This is a genomic window from Bacteroides timonensis (assembly GCF_000513195.1).
GTDB classification, from domain to species: Bacteria; Bacteroidota; Bacteroidia; order Bacteroidales; family Bacteroidaceae; genus Bacteroides; species Bacteroides timonensis.
Genome location: NZ_CBVI010000038.1, coordinates 1 through 24819, shown reverse-complemented (window position 1 = coordinate 24819; position 24819 = coordinate 1). Strand labels below are relative to the sequence as shown.

Sequence of the window (24819 nt, the reverse complement as noted above, 5' to 3'; positions counted from 1 at the left end):
CGAAAGAATATTCATCCGGCTATCATACCGAAAGGTACTTGTAGCTCGTAACTTATAGCTCATGTAGCTTGTAGCTCTCTTACAATGTTCCTTGTTTCAGTTGCTCCACGAACCCGTCGATACGACGCAACTCCCTGGGAATATTAATACTCTGCGGGCAGTGAGGCGAACATTGATCGCAACCAATACAATGATTTGCCTGTCGCAGGCGTGGCACACTACGGTCATAACCAACAAGAAAAGCCTGGCGTGCCTTTCTATAATTCTCGTCTTGTTGGCTCTTCGGTACATTCCCCTCATTCACACATTTATTATAATGTATAAGCACAGCAGGAATATCAATGCCATACGGACAAGGCATACAGTATTTACAGTCATTGCACGGTACAGTAGGGTACTTCAACATCAATTGTGCCGTTTCTTCCAAAAACTCCTTATCATCATCTGTCAAAGGAATCAGCGGAGAATAGGTACGAATATTATCCTGAAGATGCTCCATATACGTCATGCCACTCAATACCGTTAACACCAGTTCCGGTGAGCCTGCAAAACGGAAAGCCCACGAAGCCACACTATCTTCCGGACGGCGCTGCTTAAGACGTGTCATAATATGAGTCGGTACATTAGATAATCTTCCCCCCAGCAATGGCTCCATAATGATTGCCGGAATATTGCGCTTTACCAATTCATCATATAAGTAGTCCGCATTTACATTACGTCCTGAAGAATGTTTCCAGTCCACATAATTAAGCTGTATCTGTACAAAGTCCCATTTCACCTCATCATGCAGAGAAAGTGCATAGTCATAAGTATCCACCGTGCCATGGAAAGAAAATCCCAGATTACGGATACGCCCTGCCTCACGTTCTTTCAACAGAAACTCCATCATACCATTGTCTATATATCGCGCTTTGAATGCTTCTATTCCACCATTACCGATAGAGTGCAACAAATAGTAATCGATATAATCTGTCTGCAAATCTTCGAAAGACTTACGATACATGGCTATGGAGTTTTCACGGCTATAATTACTGAAGTTGGATAACTTTGTAGCAATAAACAGTTTCTCGCGCGGATGACGTTTTAATGCAATACCAGTAGATTTTTCCGACCATCCCTGTACATACACCGGAGATGTATCGAAATAATTCACGCCGTGCGCAATGGCATAATCTACTAATTCGTTCACAGCATCCTGGTCAATCATATCTCCTTTCCCATCCGGTGAAGGAACAGTCGGCCAGCGCATACAGCCATAACCCAGAAGTGAAACACGATCTTCCTGAGCCACAGAAGTGCGGTAAGTCATCTTATCAGTAGGCACCGGAGTCGATGCACTGCCTCCCGGAATCACCCCATCCTTCTGTTTGCAACTATAAAGAGTCGCAGCAGCCGTTGTCGTAGCGGCACTGATGCCCACAATTTTCAGAAAATCCCTACGGTTTATATTTTTATTATGTTCTTCCATATCTGTTCTTCTAACATTTATCACTTTATCACCCTATCACATTATCATCTTTATATCACCCGATGTCTCTCATGTCCCTCCACATAGATAGCACTGAAAGGACGTGCCGGACAAAGATTCTCACAGGCACCACAGCCAATACAACGCTCGACATTGACAACCGGAATCTTTGGAGAATCCGGATTATCAACCTCAGACGGAACCATCTCTATCGCCGCTACCGGGCAATGACGGGCACAGTTACCACAATTTACTCCATCAGTCAACGGCACACAATTCTTCCTGATCCATACGGCATGACCGATCTGGATAGACGATTTATCTGCCGGACTGATGGGATGAATGGCATCCGCCGGACATACCTCAGCACACTTAGTACATTCCGGACGGCAATAACCACGCTCATAAGACATCTCCGGCTGCATCAACGTCATCAAATTACCGGATGGGCGTAAAACCTGGTTAGGGCACACTGATACACAAAGCTGGCAAGCTGTACAATGCTGCGCAAAGTTACGGGCACTCAGTGAACCTGCCGGTACTATAGATGTGGTCCGTTCCGGTATTTTCTTATCCTCAATGACAGCCAATCCACCATCCACTTTTTTCTCCTGTGCCTTCAGTAATGTACTTGCAGCAAACACGGCGCCGGCAGAGAAGAAAGCACGGCGTGCATTGTCCACCTGTTCCGGTGACACACCAGTTACTTTTTCAGCAGCTAACGGTTTCCGCACTTCCTTATGCGGACGCTCATAACGGATGGCTCCTTTCTTACATTTACCGATGCAATCCATACAAACCACACAGCGGCTATAATCTATTTCATGATTTTTAGAATCAATGCACGCCGCCTTACAATTGCGTGCACACAAACCGCAACCATTACATTTACTCGTATCGATTACCGGTTTCAGAAAAGAAAAACGTGAAAAGAATCCCAATACTGTTCCTACCGGACAAATTGTATTGCAATATGTACGCCCATTGCGCCAGGCCAGCACAGCCAGAATAACAAATGTCAGAACAGCTATCACAAAAGTTCCCATAGCCTTCATCCAGACGTCTACAGAATAAAACATATAGCTATCTGCCCGTTCGGCCAAAAGAGCAAGCAGGTTGTTTCCCCACTGATAAATCGGAGCAAACAGATTGGAAGCTATTCGCCCGTAAGAACTATAAGGTGCCAGTAAGGCGACCAACGAACCAACTCCTCCTATCAGAGCCAGAATAAATACTCCCAGCACTCCGTAACGCAACCAATTAAGTGCAGGTGAATACGAATAGCGATTCTTTTTCCGCTTTTTACCCAACCATGAAACTACATCCTGAAATACACCCAACGGACAGATTACAGAACAATACACACGCCCAAAGAGCAGTGTCAATGCTATCAGGATTATCACAACCCCGACATTCAATGCCAACAAAGCAGGCAAAAACTGAATTTTAGCCATCCAACCGAACCAAGCATGCAACGTTCCCGTAAAATCGAGGAACAAAAGCGTGATCAGCACGAAAAAGAATATGGCAAACGTTAGTCTGATTTTTCGTAACATACTTTTATTTTATGGAATATCATTTATAAACCAAATACTTGATAAACAAATAACCACCGAGAATCTGTAATCCCATCCCCGGTATGCCGATGCGAAAATCCTGAAAAGCAAGCGCAAGGTTACCTACCATTGCCCACTCGCCCAGCGTCCCGATAAACTGATAAGCCAGTACTACTAATGCTAAAACAGGAATAGAGATACGTTTAAAACGATTGGCTGCATATCCGGCAACCACTGCCAGTAAAACGGATTTTAAAAGGATGGCCGGCAATACTCCCGCAGGAGGCATACCGAAAAGCAGATGGTTCAAAACCGGTGAAAAGACGGCTGTCAGCAATCCGACTTTCCAACCGTATTTATAAGCAGCAATAAGCGTAAAGAAATAAATCGGTAAGAAAGTAAGACCACCCTGTGGAATAAGATGGCAAAGTTGTGGCAAAACCAGATTACCCAGAATGAAAAGGGCTGCAGCAAAATATGTCTTCACATTGCTGTAATCCAGTGAATAAAGTCTGATAGTTGTTGTTTTCATATAATATGCTTATTAAAAATTGATATTTACTCCACCCATAAAAGTCGCTTTCGGCATAGGATAGCCTGCATTGATCTCATAACGTTGTGCCAACAAGTTCTCACCACGCACATAGAATGACAGATAATTGGTCGCCTTAAAACTTCCCTGCATATCCCATAACACGAAGTTCTCTTTTGTCGCAGCATCTAGATCTGTATAAAGCCCCTTCACATACTGGATACCGGTAGATGCACTCCAACGTCCTTTTCTGAAGTTCACTCCTCCATACAGTTTATGCTCCGGAGAAGCCAATACCGGATTTTCCATGTGAAGCCAGCTGTAATTTGCCATCACGCTCCACACCGGATTAAACTGGTACCCTACATTAGCTTCCGCTCCCCAGTTTTCAATCTCGCCGGAATTCTGGTTCAACATACCGCTACCATTTGGATTTGGAAGGCGTATAATGAGATTTTCACCATTGATATAGAACACATTGAGTCCATAGGACAAACGATTATCCATAAGACGTTGTGAGAAAGAAAGTTCATAATTCCAAAGTTTCTCAGGTTTCAAATCCGGATTCTGCGGAGGGAACATATACATTTCACGAATGGTAGGATTGCGGAATCCCTTACTTGCCATTGCCTTGATTTCTGCATTCTCCGGAAGATGGAAAGCCAGCCCCACTTGCGGAATGAACTCTGTACCCGTTTGCGAATGATAATCTACTCGTGCTCCGGCATCCAGCGTAAGCCATGCAGCAATATCCTGACGAAAATCTACATAACCTGCTACTTCATTCAATGACTTATTCGCCGAAGTTTCACGATGCCCATCAAAGAATTGGTTCCATGCCTCACCGCCAAAGTGAAAATAATCAGCTCCTACAGTCAGTCTGTTGCCTTGGAAAAGTTGTACACTCTGATACCATGATACTCCAAGCATCTGATCGTTAGAGTTGAAACGATACTGAAGCGGTTCTCCTCCTGGCTGATATCCGTCATTTATCCAGTGATCACCCCAATTATAGAAAAAACTCAATGCACCGGAAGTCTTTTCGTAATGATTCTCCAATGCAAAAGAAGTCATGCCACGTGTAATACGCTGATCATTGTCTATATATGGTTTCATTACCGATCCCGGATTAGTAGCATTAAAACGAGTGACATTTACATCGCCCCAAACTTTCCAGTTATCCGTAAAGTCATAGCCCAATTTGGCATACCCGCCGTACTGTTCAAAGGCCATGTCAGCGCGATGTCCGTCTGTACGGTTATAAGAGGCAGTCACCGTACTACTGAAGCGCCCTTTCCTTATGCGGTTAGTGGCTTCGGTCTGTACGCTTCCATAGGACCCGGCACCAATGTTGATGTTTGTACGTATTCCGTCTTCCTGCATCTTACGGGTAACAATGTTAATAACCCCACCCATGGCGTTAGAACCATAAAGCACAGATGCGGGGCCACGGAGCACTTCCACACGTTCTGCCATCATGGTCTGATATGCATCGGCAATGGGGTGTCCCATCAGTCCCATATACTGAGGATGTCCGTCAATCAAAACCAATAATCCCGTAGTGGGAAGGCCGGCCTGTGCGGGCCCTCCAATGCCTCTTAAAGACATTTGTCCTGATGCACCGGTAGCTACACCATATCCCATTACGCCACGTGAAGTGGAGAAAAAGCCCGGCACTTGTGAATTCAACACCGGAAGTACGGAAGTCTGCTGGCTCGCTTCAAGTTGCGGACGCCCCACTACCGATACGGTCATGGGTAAATGACGCACATCCGTTTCACTTCGCGTACCTGTTACTACTACTTCATTGATCGCATAACTTCTTGCTACCTTTGTGCTGTCCTTGCTGGTTTGTGCTTGTAGGCTTACCGCACTAATCAGGCAGCCTGTAAAGAATGCAAGTACAAATCTCTCTTTTTTCATCTTGAAATAACTCTTTAATTTTATAATAGTTCCCGATTGCAAATATAGGGATCGTTACTGATAGAAACCGTAGATAAATTACGGTTGTAAATACCATAATTACTGATTAACGTATTCTAACTTACGTGTTATTCACTATCCAGGACTTGAACTCGGACGCTTTGTTCTTACTGATATAGATACGTTCGGGAGTTTCTACATCCAATGTTACCAGCAAACGGTTATCAAACCAGATGGTTATATCCGTCACACTATTCCTTGCTATGATGAATTGCTTATTCGCCCGGATGAAATCTGCCGGATTCAGAACAGCCATTATCTGTTCCAGTGTTTTGGAGTATGGATACATATTCCCGTCTTTCAAGTAGATACAGGTGTTTTTATCCGCTGTATAAAAGCATGAAACTTCTTTCAGGCCAATAGGTAACAACTTATCTTTATATGGAATTAATAACTTGTCTTTATATTTAGGAGTCGGCACCAGTTGAGTCAATTTGGATAAGTAGTGAATCACATCCTGGTGCGTCAGTTTTTTGTATTTATCCAGCGCCTGTTTTACATCTTCCACCTTGACAGGCTTTAGCAAATAATCAATGCTATTCACCTTGAAAGCTTCTATGGCGTATCTGTCATAAGCCGTCGTGAAAATAATAGGAGTCTCCAACTCCATTTTATCAAAAATGGTAAAAGCCGAACCGTCCGATAAATGAATATCCATAAATATCAAATCCGGCGCAGGATTCGATTGCAGCCAATGAATGGTTTGAGTTACGCTTTCCGTATTACCGGCTATTTGAATATCATAAGAGACTTCGCCAAGAATATCCACCAGGTTCTCATAAGCGGCAGTCTCGTCTTCTACAATCAATACTATCATATATATCTATGCTATTTTGATATCAGTTCTGTTTATTTAAAGGAAGATACACTCTGAATGTGTTTTCATCACATTCTATCCGTATTTGCCTGTTCATCAACAAGGTAAAACGGCTTTCCAGATTTCTCAACCCTGTTCCGTTCGTATCAGGCGGAGACAGTTTAGGATAAATGGGATTACTCACTACCAGTTCTTTTTGCTCGTTCAGTCTGATGGTAATTTCCATTTTATGCTCACTGTCTATCATATTATGAACGGTCACATTCTCTACCAACGGAAGCAGTGAAAGCACAGGCAACGTCAGTTCATCCTGCATAGCCTCATCCACTTGGATCGAGAAAACCAGTTTATTGGCAAAGCGTACTTCCATCACATAACGGAAAGATTGAATAAATTCCAGTTCTTCCCTCAAAGTAACCAGTCCTCTCTTATCACTTTGAAGAATATAACGGAAGATATCGGACAATTCATGCACATACATCAGTGTTTTTTCATCATCCTTCTTCCGGATAAGCGATTGCACTCCATTCAAGGAGTTAAAGAAAAAATGTGGATTGATCTGATTAGCCAACGCATCACATCGGCTTTGCAGATTCTCTATACGCAGACGTTCTATCTCACGCTCTTTTTCACGCTGCGTGGAGTATAACATGGAAATATGCCCGATCAGTGTGCACAGAGAACACAGAATAAAGAATTGGGAGATCAATGTACTACCCAGAAAATCAGTACGGATACCATAAGAATGAATCCAATAGGAAATGGATGCAAATCCTGCATAAGCAGCCAATGAATATAAGAAGTTACGGCCAAAACGTTCCTTAAACTGTGCTGTCGGCAGTTGTCGCAAATTATAACGTAACAGCAAACAAATCAGTCCCCAGAAGAAAAAGAAACGATAAACAAAATACCAATAAAATCCCGTACAACTTACTCCTTCCAGAAATTTTATATCCCAAGGTAGACAGGCTATATTAGGATATATGATAAAGACTGCACTAATCAGACCGACCAGTGGCAGTTTACGACTTATATAAGTATCAAATGAGAGCATAAAACATTTCTTCTTTTCTACAAAGAAAGATAATTTTTTTGAGACTTGATAGCACCAAAGAACCAAAACGAAAAAATAAGGTATAAAGACGAAACCACGCAAAGAGAATTAAAATTCCGAATAAATTTGGTGGTTATAAAAACAATGCCCAAATTTGCATTTCGAAAATAAAGACAGGAATATAAAAGTCCTCATCGGAGGGCATTATAATCAAATAATTATAGTGCCGGATAAGATGAATGGTGCGAATCATTCATTCTGTCCGGCACTTTTTATGCTACATCTATAGCTTCTGCTAAATTGACAAAAGAATAAATTGGATGAAAGAGTTAGATTTGACACAAGGTAACGTTCCTAAAGTACTATTACAATTTGCAGTTCCATTCCTGATAGCCAATGCACTCCAAGCCCTATATGGAGGCGCCGACCTTTTTGTTGTGGGACAATATGACGATTCCGCAAGCGTAGCGGCCGTAGCCATTGGCAGCCAGGTGATGCAAACCATTACAGGTATCATCTTGGGTATTACCACCGGAACAACCGTACTGATTGCCATTGCAACCGGAGCGAAAGACAACCGGCAAGTGGCTTCTACAATAGGTTCTTCCGTTTGGTTATTTTCAATTATCAGTATTGTACTGACTCTGGTCATGGTATTGTTTCATGACCAAATATCCAGCCTGATGCACACTCCGACAGAAGCTATGAAGGAGACGAAAAGTTACATTCTGGTTTGTTCAGCCGGTATATTGTTCATTGTGGGCTATAATGTCGTGTGCGGTATCCTGCGCGGACTGGGTGATTCGAAAACACCACTCTATTTTGTGGGACTGGCCTGTATAATCAATATTGTCCTTGACTTTATATTAGTGGGAGCTTTTCATCTTGGTCCTACCGGAGCAGCTATTGCTACTGTAACGGCACAAGGTGTCAGCTTTACGATAGCACTCTGTTTTTTATACCGGCGCGGATTTCATTTCGAGTTTACACGACGGGATATCCGATTGAATAGAGTTTTATCTAAAAGAGTCCTGACCTTGGGCGCCCCCATAGCATTGCAGGATGCATTGATCAATGTTTCATTCCTGATAATCACTGTGATTGTGAATCAGATGGGAGTCATTGCATCAGCTTCTCTGGGTGTGGTCGAGAAAATTATTGTTTTTGCCATGCTACCTCCTATGGCTATATCATCGGCTGTAGCCACAATGACAGCACAGAATTACGGTGCAGGACTTATACAGAGAATGAATAGGTGCCTACTTTCCGGAATAGGATTTGCTCTTATTTTTGGCCTATCGTTTTGCTTGTATTCGCAATTTCTGCCGGAAACGCTCACAGCTTTCTTCACAAAAGATCCTGCGGTGGTGGCAATGGCAGCAGAATATCTACGGGGATACAGCATAGACTGTGTCGTGGTCAGTTTCGTTTTCTGTATCAATTCTTATTTCAGTGGACAGGGAAATTCGCTATTCCCTATGATTCACAGTCTGATAGCGACCTTCCTGTTCCGTATTCCGTTATCTTACTGGTTCAGCCAGATAGACAATTCTTCACTGTTTATCATGGGCTTCGCTCCACCCATTTCCACAGTAGTTTCCTTATTTATATGTATCTGGTATCTGAGATATACACGAAAAAGAAATTACTAAAACACAATTTCCCTACTTTTAGGTATTGCTTCCCTTACTCAAGAACCGTAACTTTGGCAAAAAATAAAAGTAGCCTATGGACCCCGGAAGAAAATATGAGGAACAGCAAAAAGAGAGAATTTATCAAAGTATAAGTTCTCTCTTTTTTTTGAATGAATTTGAATATTGTTCTTTTTTGCCAGATCGTATTAACTCCAATAATTCCCAAATAAAAATGAAAAAGAAATATGAATTTAAGAGTGTAGTAGCTGAAACACTACTGATACCTCTTTACATGAGAGCCAAAGAGAGTCGCCGGAAAGATGCCATTTTGCGTGATCGGCAAGCCGAACAACTGGCAGAAAGTCTTGAATATGATTACTCCAAATTTGATGGTGCCAAATTGAGTGCCATAGGATGTGTCGTACGTGGATTATACTTTGATAATGCCATCCGACGCTTCATTGCCATACGAAAGAATCCAATTGTAGTGAATGTAGGTTGCGGATTGGATACCCGCTATCAACGTATTGAAGAACATGACAAAGCCATATTTTACGAAATGGATTTGCCCGAAGTAATCGACTTGCGACATAATTTACTACCGGAACCTGCGGGCGATCATTACATTGCCGGTTCTTTGTTAGAAACCCAATGGATGGATGATCTCCGTAAAAAGCATCCCGAAGGAGAGTTTATCATTGTTATCGAAGGCGTACTGATGTATTTCTATGAAAAGCAGGTACGGCAATTACTCACCCGATTGGCCGACCGATTCAGTGGTGGCGAAGTATGGTTCGATGTATGCGGGCCTATGATGGCAAACTCCAAGTATATTAAACCCGACTCACTCCGGGGACACGAAGCCCAAATCCGCTCCGGCCTGAAAGACGGGCATGAAGTGGAAAACTGGGAACCACGCCTGCAACTTATTGACCAGGCACTCTACCAGAAACTCTTCCCCAAAAGATGGGGATTGGGTGGAAGGCTAATGGGATTATTCCCTGGTATTTGCAAAAAGTTCAGTTCGTTGTTAGGGTACAAAATTAAATAACTACATTCTGTATTCGTTCGGGGTCATCCCCACCACCTTTTTAAACAGACGGCTTAAATGATGCGGATACTTGAAGCCCAGTTCATAGGCAACTTCGCTGACAGTCTTATTCTCATCATAAAGCCGTTCTTTTGCTTTCTCTATCACAAAAAGCTGAATGGATTCCTGCGCTGATTTACCTGTTTCTTTCTTTATCAGATCCCCGAAATAATTAGGAGAAAGATGCAATCGGTCTGCGGCATATTGCACGGATGGCAAACCGACAGTTTGCGGTTGGTTTGATTCAAAGTAATCACTGAGCAGGTTTTCAAAACGCACCAGAATATCTTTATTTATGTTTTCACGCGTAATAAACTGACGGTCATAGAAACGTTGGCAATGATTCAGCAGAAGCTCAATCGTAGAGGCAATAATATCTTTACTATGCTTATCTATGGCACGCTCCAATTCTTCTTGTATTTCAATGAAACAATTAAAGATAATCTGCCGTTCACGTTCGGACATGTGCAGAGCCTCATTGGCTTCATAAGAGAAGAAGCTGTAATCTTTCATTTTACGTCCCAATGAAGTACCCCGTAGCAAATCGGGATGAAAAGCCAACACCCACCCTTGAGGATTCAGTGTTTCTCCGTCATCATCAATTCCCGCCACTTGTCCAGGAGCCACAAATACCAGCGTGCCTTCCTGATAATCGTATGTGCTGCGCCCATAAGACAATTCCCCACACTTGAGCTGTTTCAGAAAAACACAGTAAAAGCCAAAATTCTTACGTCCATGCTTTAAAGACTTCAATGTTGAGAAGTCGACCACACTAACGAGCGGATGCAATGTCTCCACTCCCATTGCCATATTATACTCCTGAACAGTATTCAATTTTACGATTGTACCCATAATCTGATAATTTAATCTGATGACAAAAATAACAGTTTTCTTTCAGCATTCCATCACTTGTATTGCAAAATCTGTAATATTGGTATAAGAAACTGTAACCTGTGTATACAGTTCATTATCAAGTATTCAATCAATATCTTAAAACTGTAATAATGGTGCATAAAGCAGTAATCTGTCTATTTACAAACTTCATCTCACCACTTACCTTTGCAACATCAAAAACAATAAAAAGATCAAGAGTTATGAAATACAGAAAATTAGGAAAGAGCGGACTTAAAGTTTCCGCATTGGGTTTAGGTTGTATGGGTATGAGCCACGGTTATGGTGCTGCCGCTGATAAGAAGGAAATGATTAACCTTATTCATCAGGCTATAGAAAAAGGAATCACCTTTTTTGATACTGCTGAAGTATATGGTCCATACACCAACGAAGAATTAGTAGGTGAAGCCTTAGAACCTTATCGGAAAGATGTAGTCATTGCTACCAAATGTGGTATTCAGATGATCGACGGTAAACAAGTTGTCATTGGTAAACCGGAAGTAATACGGAGCTCTATTGAAGGTTCCCTCAGGCGTCTGCGGACAGATCATGTAGATCTGTACTACCTGCACCGTGTAGACCCGGATGTTCCTATAGAAGAAGTGGCAGAAACCATGAAAGAATTAAAACAAGAAGGCAAAATTCTACATTGGGGACTATCAGAAGCTGGTATACAGACCATCCGCCGGGCACACCAGGTCTATCCGCTGACTGCCATTCAAAGCGAATACTCTATGTGGTGGCGCGAACCGGAGAAAGAATTATTGCCCACTCTCGAAGAGCTAGGCATCGGTTTCGTTCCCTTCAGCCCTCTGGGTAAAGGTTTCCTGACGGGAAACATCAGCAGAGACACACAATTCGGTAAAGACGATTTCCGCAGTATCGTTCCACGTTTCACTGCTGAGAATCTGAATGCCAATCAGGTTATAGTTGACTTTGTGAGAAAGCTGGCGGAAGAGAAAAATGTAACACCTGCACAGATTGCATTGGCCTGGGTACTCGCTGTAAAACCCTGGATCGCTCCCATTCCAGGAACCACCAAACTGAAACGCTTGGAAGAGAATATACAAAGTATAAATGTGGAAATAAGCCCGGAAGAGTTGACCAGGATAAATGATATGCTTAATTCTATCCCAGTGTCAGGCGACCGCTATCCGGCAGAGTTAGCAAAAAGAGTAGGCAAATAACCAAAGGGCTTAAAATAATACAATAATCTGCAATGTCCAGGGATATTAAGGAAGTAAAGTGTTTTAATATAAAATCAATAAAGAGAAAGTTATTATGCAGAAAGTAAAATTAAATAATGGCATCGAAATGCCAATTCTTGGTTTCGGTGTATATCAGATCGAAGATCAAGCCTTGTGTGAACAATGTGTATATGACGCTATTGAAACAGGTTACCGTTCTATAGATACGGCTGCCGCTTATGGTAATGAAGAAGCTGTAGGAAGAGCCATCAAACGCAGTGGTATCCCCCGTGAAGACTTGTTTATCACTACCAAACTCTGGATATCAGATGCCGGTTATGACAAAGCAAAGAAAGCCTTCGAAGCATCCATGAAACGTTTGCAACTCGATTATCTGGACCTGTACCTTATTCATCAGCCATTCAATGACTATTACGGTGCTTGGCGTGCTATGGAAGAATTATACAAGGAAGGCAGTATTCGTTCCATCGGCGTCAGCAACTTTATGCCCGACCGCTTGGTAGATCTGATCCTTCATAATGAAATCACACCTGCCGTCAATCAGGTAGAAACTAATCCTTTCTATCAACAAATCGAAGCAGAGGTATTCATGCAAGAGAAAGGCGTTCAGATTGAATCATGGGCTCCATTTGCCGAAGGAAAAAACGATATGTTCCAGAATGAAACATTGGCAGCCATTGCAGGCAAATATGGTAAATCCATAGCACAAGTCGTATTGCGATGGTTGATACAAAGAAATATTGTCGTTATCCCGAAATCCATCCGTAAAGAACGAATTATTGAAAACTTCAATGTATTCGATTTTGAACTGACGAAAGAAGATATGAAAAAGATTGCAGCGCTGGATACCAATACCAGTTGCTTCTTCTCGCATCGTGATCCGAAGATGGTAGAGTGGCTGAGCGGACTACACTAAAACAGTCCAAGCCCAGATATATTTCAATAAGATTATTTGCATACAATTGGCATATTAGTTACTTTTGTAGAGTGTTTTATAAATCAGTAAGATATGAATAGAATAGATATACAAAATAGCTCTTATGCCGATTGTCCTATCCGAATGATACTATCACGAATCAGTGATAAATGGTCGATACTGACGCTCTTCACACTGACGCAGGCACCTGTCATGCGGTTCAATGAACTGCAAAAGACAATACCTGACATATCACAAAAGATGCTGACGGTTACTCTACGCACATTAGAAGAAGACGGACTTGTGAAAAGGAAAATCTATGCACAAGTCCCTCCTAAAGTGGAATACTCGCTGACAGATAGAGCCATGTCGTTATTGCCCCATATAAACTCCTTAATTTCATGGGCGCAAGAAAATATGAATGATATATTAGATGACAGAAAATCTTATAGGAAAGCGTAATTACATCGCTTTCCAGAACTTCTGGAAGTCTTTGTAGCGTCCATAACAAACCAGTTCATCACCAGCTTGTACCTGGTCATTTTCAGGCAATTCATTCATCACATCATGTTCGGTAAATGAAATGCCCAGGCAGTTTTTCAAGGTCTTGGCACGCTTTAAAGCCAATAACTTCAAGCCGAATTCCTTATCCAGGTTCAATTCATTAGCATAATATCCTATCATCTTCTCCGGCACAGCGAACTTCACCACATAGTAATCCGTATCTACCCGGAAGGTTTCCATGTTGGAGCCAAACTCCAACAAATGCACCAAACCACGGGCTGCATCTTCCTCTGGCGTAAGAATCCGTTCCAAATCAAAAGCCTCAAGTACGGAACGATGTACATTATCAATGGCCCGCGCATAAATGTGAGCCACTTTTTGTTGTTTCAACAAAGCCACCACGCGAATAGAAGCACCAAAATTCTCGCCAATAGCCACGATTACCACATCCACACCACTCAAGGGGAGAGCGGCAAGTGCCTGTTCATCTGTTGCATCCAACACAAAAGCCGTAGCAATCTTTTCTTTGATACTGTCTACGCGGCTTGCACTCACATCCGCCCCAATTACTTCGTGTCCCAATACTGATAATTCTTCGGCAAGCATGTGTCCGTAATTTCCTAAACCGATAATAATATACTTCATAATTTCTGTTTTTACTACTTACTACTAATTTATAATGATCTGCCCACTCGGATACTGATATTTCGTATGTTTCTTTTGCTTGATGATACCCAACATCAGAGTAATCAGTCCCACACGTCCGATGAACATCAGAAGAGCAACAAGCAATTTACTGTTATCCCCCAAAGTCGGAGTAAGATTCAGACTGGAACCTACCGTACTCAACGCCGACACACATTCAAACAGAAGTGCCATGACAGATGCCTGAGGTTCCCAGATTGTCAGAATAAACACAAATACAAACAAAACACTGATAGACATCACCACCGTCGCATTGGAACGGCGAATGGAATCGTAAGACAGTTCACGGCCAAATACTTCTACCCGCTCCGTACCGCGCAACACAGCAACCAGATTCAGAACAACTACTGCAAACGCATTCACCTTGATACCACCCGCCGTGGACTGTGCAGCACCGCCCACCCACATCAGGAAGATATAAACCAATACACTCTGTACTCCCAGCGAAGCCAGATCCACGCTTGTAAATCCGGCAGTACGCGGACAAGTCGCATTAAAGAACGCCTGTGTCCATTTATCAGCGACTGACATACCGGCAAAAGCATGATTCCACTCAAAAACAGCGATAAGCACCGTACCAAATACCAATAGCAGGAAAGTCATAATCAGAACAATCCGTGTATTCAGATTATACAAATGATAAAAACGATGCCTGTCCCACTCCCACGTATGCAGGAATTTCCAGATGCGGCGCAAATGATGGAGTACTATATCTTTGAAATTCACTAATATCGGAAAACCTATACCCCCCAGAATAATCAACAGGGATATATAGATAAGGAACGGATTATGCCCTGTCATCACCAGCGGATTACCAAGATTTCCCGGCAACGTGGAAAAACCGGCATTACAGAATGCAGAAATAGCATGAAAGGCCGAGAACGCCACTTCTTCCTCAAACGTCATCCCCATCGTACCGTGAATGTCGCTCCAGATGGCAAGCATACCGGTACCTTCAATAGCCAACGTGAATCCCAATATGTACAACAAAGTGGAAAGTAACGAATTCAACGAATTGGAACTGACCATATCACGAACCACCAACTGATTATAAAAGGATGTATTCCCCATAAAGAACATCGCAAAGAAACTGGTCAGTGTCATTACCCCCAAGCCGCCAATCTGTATCAGCAGGATAATCACCACAAAACCGGGTGTAGTAAAAGTAGACGCTACATCTACCGAAGTCAACCCTGTGACACAAACCGCACTGGTAGAAATAAACAGCGAGTCCACCCACGAAATACCGCTCACCGTACATCGGGGCAACATTAGCAAACCTGTTCCAATAAGGATGATTATCAGGAAACTACCAGCCAGAATCAAAGAAGGATTCGTTCGCCGTCCCAACACCCTGACCAAGCCATTGGATAAATTAAGGAAAGAGAAAATCAACAGAAGCACTATATGATAGGGCTTTCCATTCAATATTTCCCAAAAATGCAGAATAGCTCCCTCCTCTTCCGGTCGATGAAAAATAACAGGGATAAGGGTAAGGTAAAGCAAGGCAATCAATATCCACGTCAATTTCTTAAAAGTACGCTTTGTGTCCCTGTATTCCAATAACAGGCGCAAAGTGACTTCGGACAGGAAAACACCCCATACAAACCGATAGAGTGTTTGCAGTTGAGAAGCCTCGTGTTCGGAAATAGTAAAGCCGTGTTCATATACCACTCCCATAATTAACAGAATAGAAGCCAGGTAGGCTATATAAGTCACCCCTCCAAGAATGATCCGAGTGTACGGATGAATCCATTTATTCTGATACAACAAGAATTTATGATAAATCTTCATGTAGACATCAAATTAAATATCGGGCAAACATAAACAAAACAATGTGTATAGACAAAAAACAAAAGAAAAAAGAAATTGTTTTAAAAATAATAGTTACATTTGGCCTCGTAAAAATTTTAATAGAAGTAACCACTATGAGCAACAAGACAAAAAGATATTTCCTCCCGGAAGAGGAAATACCACATTATTGGTACAATATACAGGCAGATATGGTGAACAAACCGATGCCTCCGCTTCATCCCGGTACCAAACAGCCACTGAAAGCTGAAGATTTATATCCTATCTTTGCACAGGAACTGTGTAAACAGGAATTGAATCAGACCGATAAGTGGATCGAGATTCCCGAAGAAGTACGCGAAATGTACAAATATTATCGTAGTACTCCACTGGTTCGTGCATATGGACTGGAAAAAGCATTAGGTACTCCGGCACATATCTATTTCAAGAATGAGAGTGTAAGTCCGATGGGATCGCACAAGCTGAATTCTGCCATTCCCCAGGCCTATTATTGCAAGAAAGAAGGAGTAACCAACGTTACCACTGAAACCGGTGCCGGACAATGGGGAGCTTCGCTGGCTTACGCCGCCCGTCTGTTTGGACTGGAAGCTGCCGTTTACCAAGTGAAAATCAGTTATGAACAGAAACCTTACCGCCGCAGCATCATGCAGACGTTCGGCGCGCAGGTTACACCGTCTCCGTCTATGTCCACCCGTGCAGGAAAAGATATCCTGACGGCTCACCCCAACTACCAGGGTTCATTGGGAACCGCTATTTCAGAAGCCATCGAACTGGCCCAGACTACACCGAATTGTAAATATACATTAGGTTCTGTATTGAGCCATGTAGCTCTGCACCAGACTGTAATCGGTCTGGAAGCCGAAAAACAGATGGAAATGGCAGGAGAATATCCTGATATGGTAATTGCTTGTTTCGGTGGTGGTTCCAATTTCGGTGGTATCGCATTTCCATTCATGCGCCACAAGATCCTGGAAGGTAAGCAAACACGTTTCATTGCTGCCGAACCGGCTTCTTGCCCGAAACTGACACGCGGTAAATTCCAATATGATTTCGGTGACGAAGCAGGATACACTCCGTTACTGCCTATGTACACGCTGGGACATAACTTTGCTCCCGCTAATATTCATGCAGGTGGATTGCGTTACCACGGTGCAGGTGTCATCGTTTCTCAACTATTGAAAGACGGTCTGATGGAAGCTGTAGACATCAAACAACTGGAATCATTCGAAGCCGGCTGTTTATTTGCCCAAGCTGAAGGTATCATTCCCGCACCGGAATCTTGCCACGCTATTGCTGCCGCCATCCGCGAAGCAAACAAATGCAAGGAAACAGGTGAAGAGAAAGTAATCCTGTTCAACCTCTCCGGTCACGGATTGATTGACATGACCTCATACGATAAATATCTCTCCGGTGACCTCGTAAACTACGAGCTGACTGATCAGGATATTCAGAAGAATCTGGATGAAATAGGCAGTCTGGCGTAAGGATACCTCATCCATATCAATAAATGTTTGCCAGGCTGACGAGCGGCTCATAGAGTTTTTCAATATCCTGCGCATCCAATTCAATATCAACCTGGTCCCCCGGAATCAACCGTATTCCGGGGGGCTTTGCGTCTTTACCATCCCGGTGTACATTGATAATGGCACAGTTTTCAGGCAAAGAAAGTTCGTCTACAAGTTTGCCATCCATATACGAACCCGTCATCACCTCTATGGATAATTTATACCTTGTCTGTTCTTGGAAAGCAGGAGTATTGATCATATCCTCATAAAGCGTCACGTTGAAAGGCCTTATCTGAAGAAGTTCCGTAAAATAATAAGTCAATCCACCCACTACCACCGATGGATAGAACACCTCAAAATGTCCTGTTATCTCGGTAATCAATACGATAGCCGTCAAAGGGGTACGTATCACAGCCACCAGGAAAGCAGACATTGAAATCAGCATTACATAACTGACATTCTCCGGCTCAATAACCCCATATTCCACTCCCAACAAACCAACAATCTGCCCAAGTAATCCACCGGTGACCAGTGTAGGAATAAAACTTCCACCCGGCAAACCGGATGAAACGCAGATAACGGAAAAACCGAAATGCAACAACATCATTGCCGTTACCCACATAATTTGTGCATGGCTGCCGGATTGCGCCTGCTCCAAAAGAAACTGTTCTCCCCCACCCGTCAGGTTGACCTGCATAAAGGAAATAATATAAGCGACCAGCAACAGATAGAACATCTTCATATATACCGAAGATTTTACCGTTGCATACACCCGTTTGAAAGAGACCATCATCATGGAATACAATTTTCCGCAAACCGAAATAATCACTGCAAGCAACAGAAAGTACTTCACCTGGACTCCAAAAGAAAAGCCGGGCTCGGCCACTTGTATCAAATGATAAGAATTTACCGGAAAAACCATGCTTGCCACCGCACCTGCCACTACACCGGCCAGCAAGGTAGTAATAGCGGTTTTGGGAGCATCAAAACGTTCGATGGATTCGATGACAAGCAATGAAGAAGCCAGCGGCGCCGCAAACGCAGCCGCAAGGCCGGCACCGGCACCGGCAGCAAGCAATTGCTTTCGTTCACCACGTAGAATACGTGTCCAGCGTGCCACAAGGCATCCCACATACGAACCTATCTGTACGGAAGGCCCTTCACGTCCCAGCGATAATCCGGCCGAGACCGAAAGAATACCACCGAAGAACTTAGAAACCAACTCAATGAAAGGATGCTTATAAGTGATGCGCCCGTTGATGGCAGCACGTGTTTGAGGAATACCTCCTCCGGTGATAAGCGGCATTTTCATCACCAGCCAGGATACGAATATCAGTACCGCCCAAAAGAAAAGAAAAAGAGGAATATGCCAGTACCACTCCGGACGGGAAGCAAAAAACTCACTTCGCAGATTGAAGAAATAATATAGGCAGTAATGATAGGGAACAGCCACCAACCCCGTCAGCAATCCTACGAAGATGCTGACGAAATACAGGCGGGCATCAACCAGTTTCAATTTCACAACATACCACTTCCTCAGTTTTCTAAAGTTTTTGAACCTTTGAAACATTCCTCAGAGTTTTCTTTTATTAATTTGAGTATCTACAACAAATTAACCCTGTTGAAGTTTCCACACTTTGCGTTTTTTACTTTTTCCCCATCATATTCAATCGCAGGATAGCATGTACCATAAAATAACGTCCCAATACATTGTAGTCCGCATCACGTATGGCAGTAGCCGAAATGGTGCGTACCATTGAAATCTCCTGGCGAAGAATATCATAAAACTTGAAACGCAGTAGCAATTGCTTCTTTTTCAAGAAAGCTTTCGACAGTTGGCAGTTCCATATCAGGTTCTTCCGCCCGCTGCTGTCGTATCCATATCCGGTACGAAGAAAATACGTTAGATCACTGCTGTACTCGAAGCCCCAGGGGAGATAATACTGCAAGTCTCCTCCAAGTTGATAGTCGAACGTTTCCGTGCGCATATCTTTCACGTTATTATACGAATTATTATACAGCACTTCTCCACGCGCACTCAGTTCGAGTTGCCGGGTACGAAAAGTAAATTGCAGGCGTTCACGCGCCGTAAGGTGCTGCACGGAACTCTTCATCGGCTCTTCTTTGTTCTGAGTAGTATACCCATTCTGATTTCTATATTGCAAATAGGAATAGGTACGGAACAGCCAGTTGCGGTTCTTGAAAGGCCCGCTCAACGAAAGTGCACCTGATGCCCGCCAGTTACCATTCAAATTAACAGGCATGGTGGTTCTGCCTCCCGTTTCGCTGTCGTAAGTTACCTGGTTCGTTACACTATTGAGCACATTCTCCACAAAAAGAGAGATCACCATGTTGCGCTGATGTTTCACATTATACGAATTATAATTCAGTGTAAACGTATTGGTGTATGAAGGTTTCAAAGAAGGATTACCGATGCGGATATTCAATGGATTCGTCATGTCGGCAACCGGTTGTAGGTCACGAACACTCGGCTGTCGTCCTTTTCCTCTATAAATTGCCTGCAACTGTGTACGCTTGGAAAACTTATAACGGAAATTCAGCGTCGGTGAAAAGTTCAGAACCGTTTTACTCATTTGATGTTTGGAAACATCATCCAGAAAAGAACGGCTATCCAGTTTCTGGGGTTCCAGATCGACACCTATATTGTAGTTGTACTTTTTCCGGGAAGTACGGACAGCCATATTGAAAAGATGGGTGCTGTATTGGCTCTCAAAACTATTACTGGCCAGAGAATCGTAATCGGCAACAAAATCTTTCATTGCCTCATCCCAGTTATAGACAAAGCGGTCCGAATTAGTTACCCGGTATTGATAACTGTAACGAAACTGAAGAAAGTAACGGTTAGGCAACGGCTCCACATACACCAATTGCAGACGATAATTATATCCGTCACCTTCATCATCCACACGCTGGTTGACTACTTTCTCTGTATCATTCTTAAAATAATGCGTAGTAGAAAAGTTTTTCCTGTCAGCAGAAGAAGTATTCGTTCCATAATCCACTTTCAAAGCCAGATTCCGTCCTTTACGGCTGAACTTACGGTTGACTTGCAACATGAAGGTCAGATTATACTGGGAATTATCGTAAAGATTAGAAGCCGTTCTCTCATTCAGAAGTGTTTCGTCCGACCAACTCTGTTGATATCCACTATTCCGCCTGTCACTTGCCACATAGCGATATTGCGGACGAAACACCAGATTGGTGACTGAATCTATTTTCCATTCCAGATAAGCATTTGCCATCAGGTTGTGGTTCTTCATGTGATTGCTGTTAGTGCTGTGGCTTATCGATTTATCCTGTTTCAGGAAATTATCCACCGTAGTACTGTTATCCTCCGAACGGTCGGTACCCGTATATTGCACATTGGAGCGAAGCTTCACTCTGTCCCAGTCATGAGTGAAATTCATGCCTAAAGAATGTGAAGTAACCAGTCCCACCCTATTCAGAATGTTTCCACTGGCAGCCGACGACTCTCGTTGCAACTCCGAAAAGCCTTGATTGTTGGTATTATTCAGATTGCCGATAATAGTAAGTTGAGAATTATCCCGGAAGCGGTTCAGGGTATTGGCAAGTTCATACCGCCCTTTGTTGCCCGTACCTGCCATGAAATTATCCATCCATCCTTTCTTCATGTCCTTTTTCACCCCCAGGTCAAGTATCATTTCCTCATCCCCGTCATCAATTCCGGTCAGACGTGCCAAATCAGATTTACGTTCATAAGCTCTCAGCTTCTCCACCATTTCCACCGGCAGATTTTTCAAGGCAGCTTTCGGATCGTCCGCAAAGAACTCTTTGCCGTCTACCAATATCTTCTTAACTTCCTTGCCATGAATCAACAACTTTCCATCGCCATCTATCTCTCCACCGGGCAATTGTTTTACAAGATCTTCGAGCATGGAGCCTTCGGGGGTACGATAGGCAGAGGCATTGAAGACCGTGGTATCCTGTTCGGTAACTGCCAGAGGAGCTTTACCCACCACTACCGTTTCGCCCAACAAAATGCCATCGGAAAATAGTGCAATATCACCCAAGTTCTGCGAAGTACCTCTGAATGAAGAGGGAATAGATTTAGCAAAAGTGGTATAGCCAATGAAAGAAATCTCTAAAAGCAATTTCTTGTCTTTGGGCCAGACAACCGGCATCCTGAATTTACCGTCGTCCGTAGTGGCTACACCTGCAAGAAAAGTACTGTCCGGCAAGGTCAATAAACGTACCGCCGCATACCCCACCGGCTGCTTCGTATCCTTATCAACAACACGTCCGGCAAAGGAACCTTTGCCGGACTGTGCATTAACAGTCATACCTGACCACAACAAAACAACATAGATTAAGATGTTCCGGAAAGTCAAATATGTATGCCTGCCATGGTCCATTCGTGTTTATCAAGTAGTTTAATGAAAAATGTTATTTATTATTTGAAGCTGGTCTTGCATGAGCCGGCCGTTTTCCTTGACCATGTTTCTGACCTTTTCTTCTGTCAAATTCTTTTCTGAATTTATTCGCATTGCTTTTTTCTGTCTGATAGATTTTTGCAATCTGCTTGGGAGACAGAATCTTGCGGAATTCATTATAATATTTCTCGCGAATATCCAGTATCTTACGGCTTTGCGCAAATTGATCCTTGATCTGCTTTTCTATTTCCGCATCTGTCAGTACAGGTTTGGTAGCCGGGCTTGCTTCCGCATTATTGTTTCTGGACCTTTCCCTGCGGTTCATCATCCGACATTCGCTTAAGTCTTTCAGATATTTTTCGTAAACCGGAGTGAACTTGGCAGCTGTTGCATCATCCAGCATCAGTGTCGTCACCATCTGATTGGCTTGTCTTTGAATCATTTGTTCAGGTGTAGGACGTTGCTTATTGGTTTTGTTATCCTTGTTCTGAGCAGAAATTGTCTGGCTACCAATCAGGAGCGCAGCCAAAATTACATAAATAAACTTAGTCTTCATAATCTTCTTGTTTTTAATTAATACCTAATTTAAAAATATGTCATTCTCAGAGAAGTTGACGAGCTCTTCCAACTCCTCATCCGACAGTTCGTGAATCCATTTATCAACCGGATCGCTGCTACTTCTTTCTATAGCCAGCATATCCGAAGTTCCTGTAGGTGCATCTTCCGTCCGGAGATAAGACGGAACAAACAATACCCCTGCCAGTATTGCAGCTGCCGCTATGGCAGTAGAGAACATTATCTGTAAACGATGTTTCCGGCGTTGCCCGCCGCAAGTACGTTCCATCACCTTCTGCTGTATATCCTCAAAAAAATTATCAGGAGTGCGGTAAGGTGTCTTTTTACCGATATCGTCAAAATCAAATTCTTTATTCATCGTCCTATCTGTTTAAGATGTATTCTTTTATTCTTTCTTTCGCATAGTGATAATTCACTTTGAGAGTATCGACCTTACTATCCAGTATACGGCTGATTTCTTCATAATCGAGCTCATCGTAATAGCGTAGGTTGAATATTAGTCGTTGTTTTTCGGGCAAACTCAGTATGGCTTCCTGAAACTTGACTGCCAGTTCATTTTCGTAATCAATATAATCGGAAGCCTTCAGTTTACCTATCAGTTCCTCTTGTACTTCTTCGGCAGGAATTGCTTCTTCATCCTTTCGTGTATTCAGCAAGCGCAAACTTTCATTGGTTGCAATCCTGTATATCCAGGTACTCAACGAGCTTTCACCACGAAACTGGTCCAAATTACGGTACACCCGGATAAAGACTTCCTGAAGAACATCTTCTGCATCCTCGTGCGACACAACCAAACGCCGTATATAATTATATATAGGTACCTGGAAGTTATCCATCAGCATCTTAAACCCTTTCTTCGGGTCGGAAGCATATACCTGCCGGATCCTATCCTCGTTTATCATCAATTCAGTTTCTTAGCTTTATTAGGTTAGAAACAGAAAGAAGGATGAAGTTAAATCGGGAAGTTCACATTTTGCATTTATTAAATAAGTGGTTAAAAATAAAGTTTCTTATCTTTGCCGGCAACTCTCCCGTTTCAAATTAATTTTAAAAGAAGGATATCGATATGGAATGTAAAATCAGAAAATGGAAAATAGACGATGCCGCCGAACTTGCAGCAACCTTAAATAACAAAAACATTCAGGACAACCTTCGGGACGGTCTGCCTTATCCCTACACTGAAGACGATGCAAAATATTATATCAATGAAATGCTGAAGGCCGATAAGAACAGTATTTTCGCCTTCGCCATCACCGCTGATGACAAAGTAGTGGGAAGCATTGGTGTGTTTCGCAAAGACAACATCCACTCGCTGACTGCCGAAATAGGCTATTATATAGCCGAACCTTTTTGGGGCAAAGGCTTGGGAACCTGCGCTATCAAACAGACCTGCCAGTATGTTTTTAGTAACACTGATATCCTCCGTATTTTTGCAGAGCCGTTTAGCTATAATATCGCTTCCTGCCGGATTCTTGAAAAAAGCGGATTCAAAGACGAAGGAACACTCAGAAGTAATGCAGTCAAGAACGGACAGATTCTGGATATGAAGATGTATTCACTCCTCAAGACTGATAACGAAAGGACATAAAAAAAGGCCATCTATCCCAGACAGCCAATCTTTTGTTAACCTTAAATCTAATACTATGAAAAACACATTGCAAAGATACGGACTTTGAGGATATCTCCAAATTTTCAAGGTAATCTACAACATATTACAACATGTTTTAATAGACACTGTGTTTTCGTTAACTATTAAGGATTCGTTGTGTTAATAATTAACATATCCAATTCTTGAACTGATGCGATATTAGTAAGCATAGTATTTTCTGATTTGTTTCAAGCGATGAAACAATCTGTTTCAAGCAATGAAACACTCTGTTTCAAGCGGTGAAACAACAGACGAACAGGAATGACGAAAAAGATATGAAATGAATGAAATGATAACCTGTACTATCTCAATTAGCTTCGCTGACATATTATCTGATTTCTCTCATTAAGGTACGTTCTCCTCCTCCCGGGAGGTTGCCCTCCCCCGATAACGGGGGAGTCGGAGGGGGTGAGTACCCCAACGGGGGGAGGTGGTGGGTAAAATAATAAATACCTATTAATAAGAATATTAAGGAATTATTTCTCACCTACCACCCGCCCCGTTCGGG

At 42.8% G+C, this 24819-nt stretch carries 21 protein-coding genes; 7 read left to right on the top strand and 14 right to left on the bottom strand.

All coding sequences use genetic code 11. The features are described 5' to 3' along the window. Positions 1–79: 79 nt before the first annotated feature. The 6 genes from BN161_RS08990 to BN161_RS08965 all read right to left on the bottom strand — a co-directional run bounded on the left by BN161_RS08990 (position 80) and on the right by BN161_RS08965 (position 7410). A complete protein-coding gene (locus tag BN161_RS08990) occupies positions 80–1468 on the bottom strand; it encodes an aldo/keto reductase (RefSeq protein WP_044265095.1) in 1389 nt (462 codons plus the stop codon). 50 nt (positions 1469–1518) lie between these two features. Next, a complete protein-coding gene (locus tag BN161_RS08985; protein WP_044265092.1) occupies positions 1519–3024 on the bottom strand; it encodes a 4Fe-4S binding protein in 1506 nt (501 codons plus the stop codon). A gap of 19 nt (positions 3025–3043) precedes the next feature. Continuing rightward, entirely contained in the window at positions 3044–3556 is a 513-nt protein-coding gene (locus BN161_RS08980; RefSeq protein WP_044265087.1) for a hypothetical protein, read from the bottom strand. A 12-nt stretch (positions 3557–3568) separates the two neighbouring features. Next, a complete protein-coding gene (locus BN161_RS08975) occupies positions 3569–5479 on the bottom strand; it encodes a TonB-dependent receptor (RefSeq protein WP_044265084.1) in 1911 nt (636 codons plus the stop codon). Between the two features lie 121 nt (positions 5480–5600). Beyond that, positions 5601–6356 (bottom strand): LytR/AlgR family response regulator transcription factor, encoded by a 756-nt coding sequence (locus BN161_RS08970; protein WP_044265082.1) that lies wholly within the window; start codon positions 6354–6356, stop codon positions 5601–5603. Positions 6357–6378: 22 nt separating this feature from the next. Further along, the gene (locus BN161_RS08965) at positions 6379–7410 is read right to left on the bottom strand and encodes a sensor histidine kinase (RefSeq protein WP_044265081.1); all 1032 of its coding nucleotides are present in this window, start codon (positions 7408–7410) and stop codon (positions 6379–6381) included. A gap of 320 nt (positions 7411–7730) precedes the next feature. Between BN161_RS08965 and BN161_RS08960 the strand changes: the two genes are divergently transcribed. Further along, positions 7731–9062: an MATE family efflux transporter gene (locus BN161_RS08960; RefSeq protein WP_044265080.1), complete on the top strand. Its 1332-nt coding sequence runs from the start codon at positions 7731–7733 to the stop codon at positions 9060–9062. Between the two features lie 214 nt (positions 9063–9276). Then, positions 9277–10095 (top strand): class I SAM-dependent methyltransferase, encoded by an 819-nt coding sequence (locus BN161_RS08955; RefSeq protein ID WP_044265116.1) that lies wholly within the window; start codon positions 9277–9279, stop codon positions 10093–10095. Here the strand turns inward: BN161_RS08955 and BN161_RS08950 are convergent, their stop codons facing one another. Continuing rightward, on the bottom strand, positions 10096–10986 hold the full coding sequence (locus BN161_RS08950; RefSeq protein ID WP_044265078.1) for a helix-turn-helix domain-containing protein: 891 nt from the start codon (positions 10984–10986) through the stop codon (positions 10096–10098). Between the two features lie 242 nt (positions 10987–11228). On the opposite strand from BN161_RS08950, the gene BN161_RS08945 reads away from it, so the two are divergent. The 3 genes from BN161_RS08945 (at position 11229) to BN161_RS08935 (ending at position 13611) form a co-directional block, all read left to right on the top strand. Next, on the top strand, positions 11229–12212 hold the full coding sequence (locus tag BN161_RS08945) for an aldo/keto reductase (protein WP_044265077.1): 984 nt from the start codon (positions 11229–11231) through the stop codon (positions 12210–12212). A 94-nt stretch (positions 12213–12306) separates the two neighbouring features. Next, positions 12307–13149: an aldo/keto reductase gene (locus tag BN161_RS08940; RefSeq protein WP_044265076.1), complete on the top strand. Its 843-nt coding sequence runs from the start codon at positions 12307–12309 to the stop codon at positions 13147–13149. Between the two features lie 93 nt (positions 13150–13242). Further along, positions 13243–13611 (top strand): winged helix-turn-helix transcriptional regulator, encoded by a 369-nt coding sequence (locus BN161_RS08935; protein WP_007215937.1) that lies wholly within the window; start codon positions 13243–13245, stop codon positions 13609–13611. Here BN161_RS08935 and BN161_RS08930 read toward each other — a convergent pair whose 3' ends face one another. Both BN161_RS08930 and BN161_RS08925 read right to left on the bottom strand, forming a co-directional pair. After that, positions 13612–14298, bottom strand: coding sequence for a potassium channel family protein (locus tag BN161_RS08930; RefSeq protein WP_044265075.1), 687 nt, complete (start codon positions 14296–14298; stop codon positions 13612–13614). It abuts the gene before it with no gap. Between the two features lie 24 nt (positions 14299–14322). Next, on the bottom strand, positions 14323–16152 hold the full coding sequence (locus BN161_RS08925; protein WP_044265074.1) for a TrkH family potassium uptake protein: 1830 nt from the start codon (positions 16150–16152) through the stop codon (positions 14323–14325). Positions 16153–16286: 134 nt separating this feature from the next. Here BN161_RS08925 and BN161_RS08920 point away from each other — a divergent pair, with 134 nt between their 5' ends. Then, a complete protein-coding gene (locus BN161_RS08920; protein ID WP_044265073.1) occupies positions 16287–17654 on the top strand; it encodes a TrpB-like pyridoxal phosphate-dependent enzyme in 1368 nt (455 codons plus the stop codon). A 16-nt stretch (positions 17655–17670) separates the two neighbouring features. Here the strand turns inward: BN161_RS08920 and BN161_RS08915 are convergent, their stop codons facing one another. The 5 genes from BN161_RS08915 to BN161_RS08895 all read right to left on the bottom strand — a co-directional run bounded on the left by BN161_RS08915 (position 17671) and on the right by BN161_RS08895 (position 23565). Then, positions 17671–19245 carry a ClC family H(+)/Cl(-) exchange transporter gene (locus BN161_RS08915; protein WP_044265072.1) on the bottom strand — a complete coding sequence of 525 codons (1575 nt, stop codon included), beginning with the start codon at positions 19243–19245 and terminating at the stop codon, positions 17671–17673. Positions 19246–19321: 76 nt separating this feature from the next. Beyond that, positions 19322–22069, bottom strand: coding sequence for an outer membrane beta-barrel protein (locus BN161_RS08910; protein WP_044265071.1), 2748 nt, complete (start codon positions 22067–22069; stop codon positions 19322–19324). A gap of 31 nt (positions 22070–22100) precedes the next feature. Further along, on the bottom strand, positions 22101–22643 hold the full coding sequence (locus tag BN161_RS08905; protein WP_044265070.1) for a hypothetical protein: 543 nt from the start codon (positions 22641–22643) through the stop codon (positions 22101–22103). Positions 22644–22667: 24 nt separating this feature from the next. Further along, positions 22668–23021 carry a hypothetical protein gene (locus tag BN161_RS08900; protein ID WP_044265069.1) on the bottom strand — a complete coding sequence of 118 codons (354 nt, stop codon included), beginning with the start codon at positions 23019–23021 and terminating at the stop codon, positions 22668–22670. Positions 23022–23025: 4 nt separating this feature from the next. Beyond that, positions 23026–23565, bottom strand: a complete 540-nt coding sequence (locus BN161_RS08895; RefSeq protein WP_044265067.1) for an RNA polymerase sigma factor — start codon at positions 23563–23565, stop codon at positions 23026–23028. A 164-nt stretch (positions 23566–23729) separates the two neighbouring features. Here BN161_RS08895 and BN161_RS08890 point away from each other — a divergent pair, with 164 nt between their 5' ends. After that, positions 23730–24251 carry a GNAT family N-acetyltransferase gene (locus BN161_RS08890; RefSeq protein WP_007213232.1) on the top strand — a complete coding sequence of 174 codons (522 nt, stop codon included), beginning with the start codon at positions 23730–23732 and terminating at the stop codon, positions 24249–24251. Positions 24252–24819: the final 568 nt, after the last annotated feature.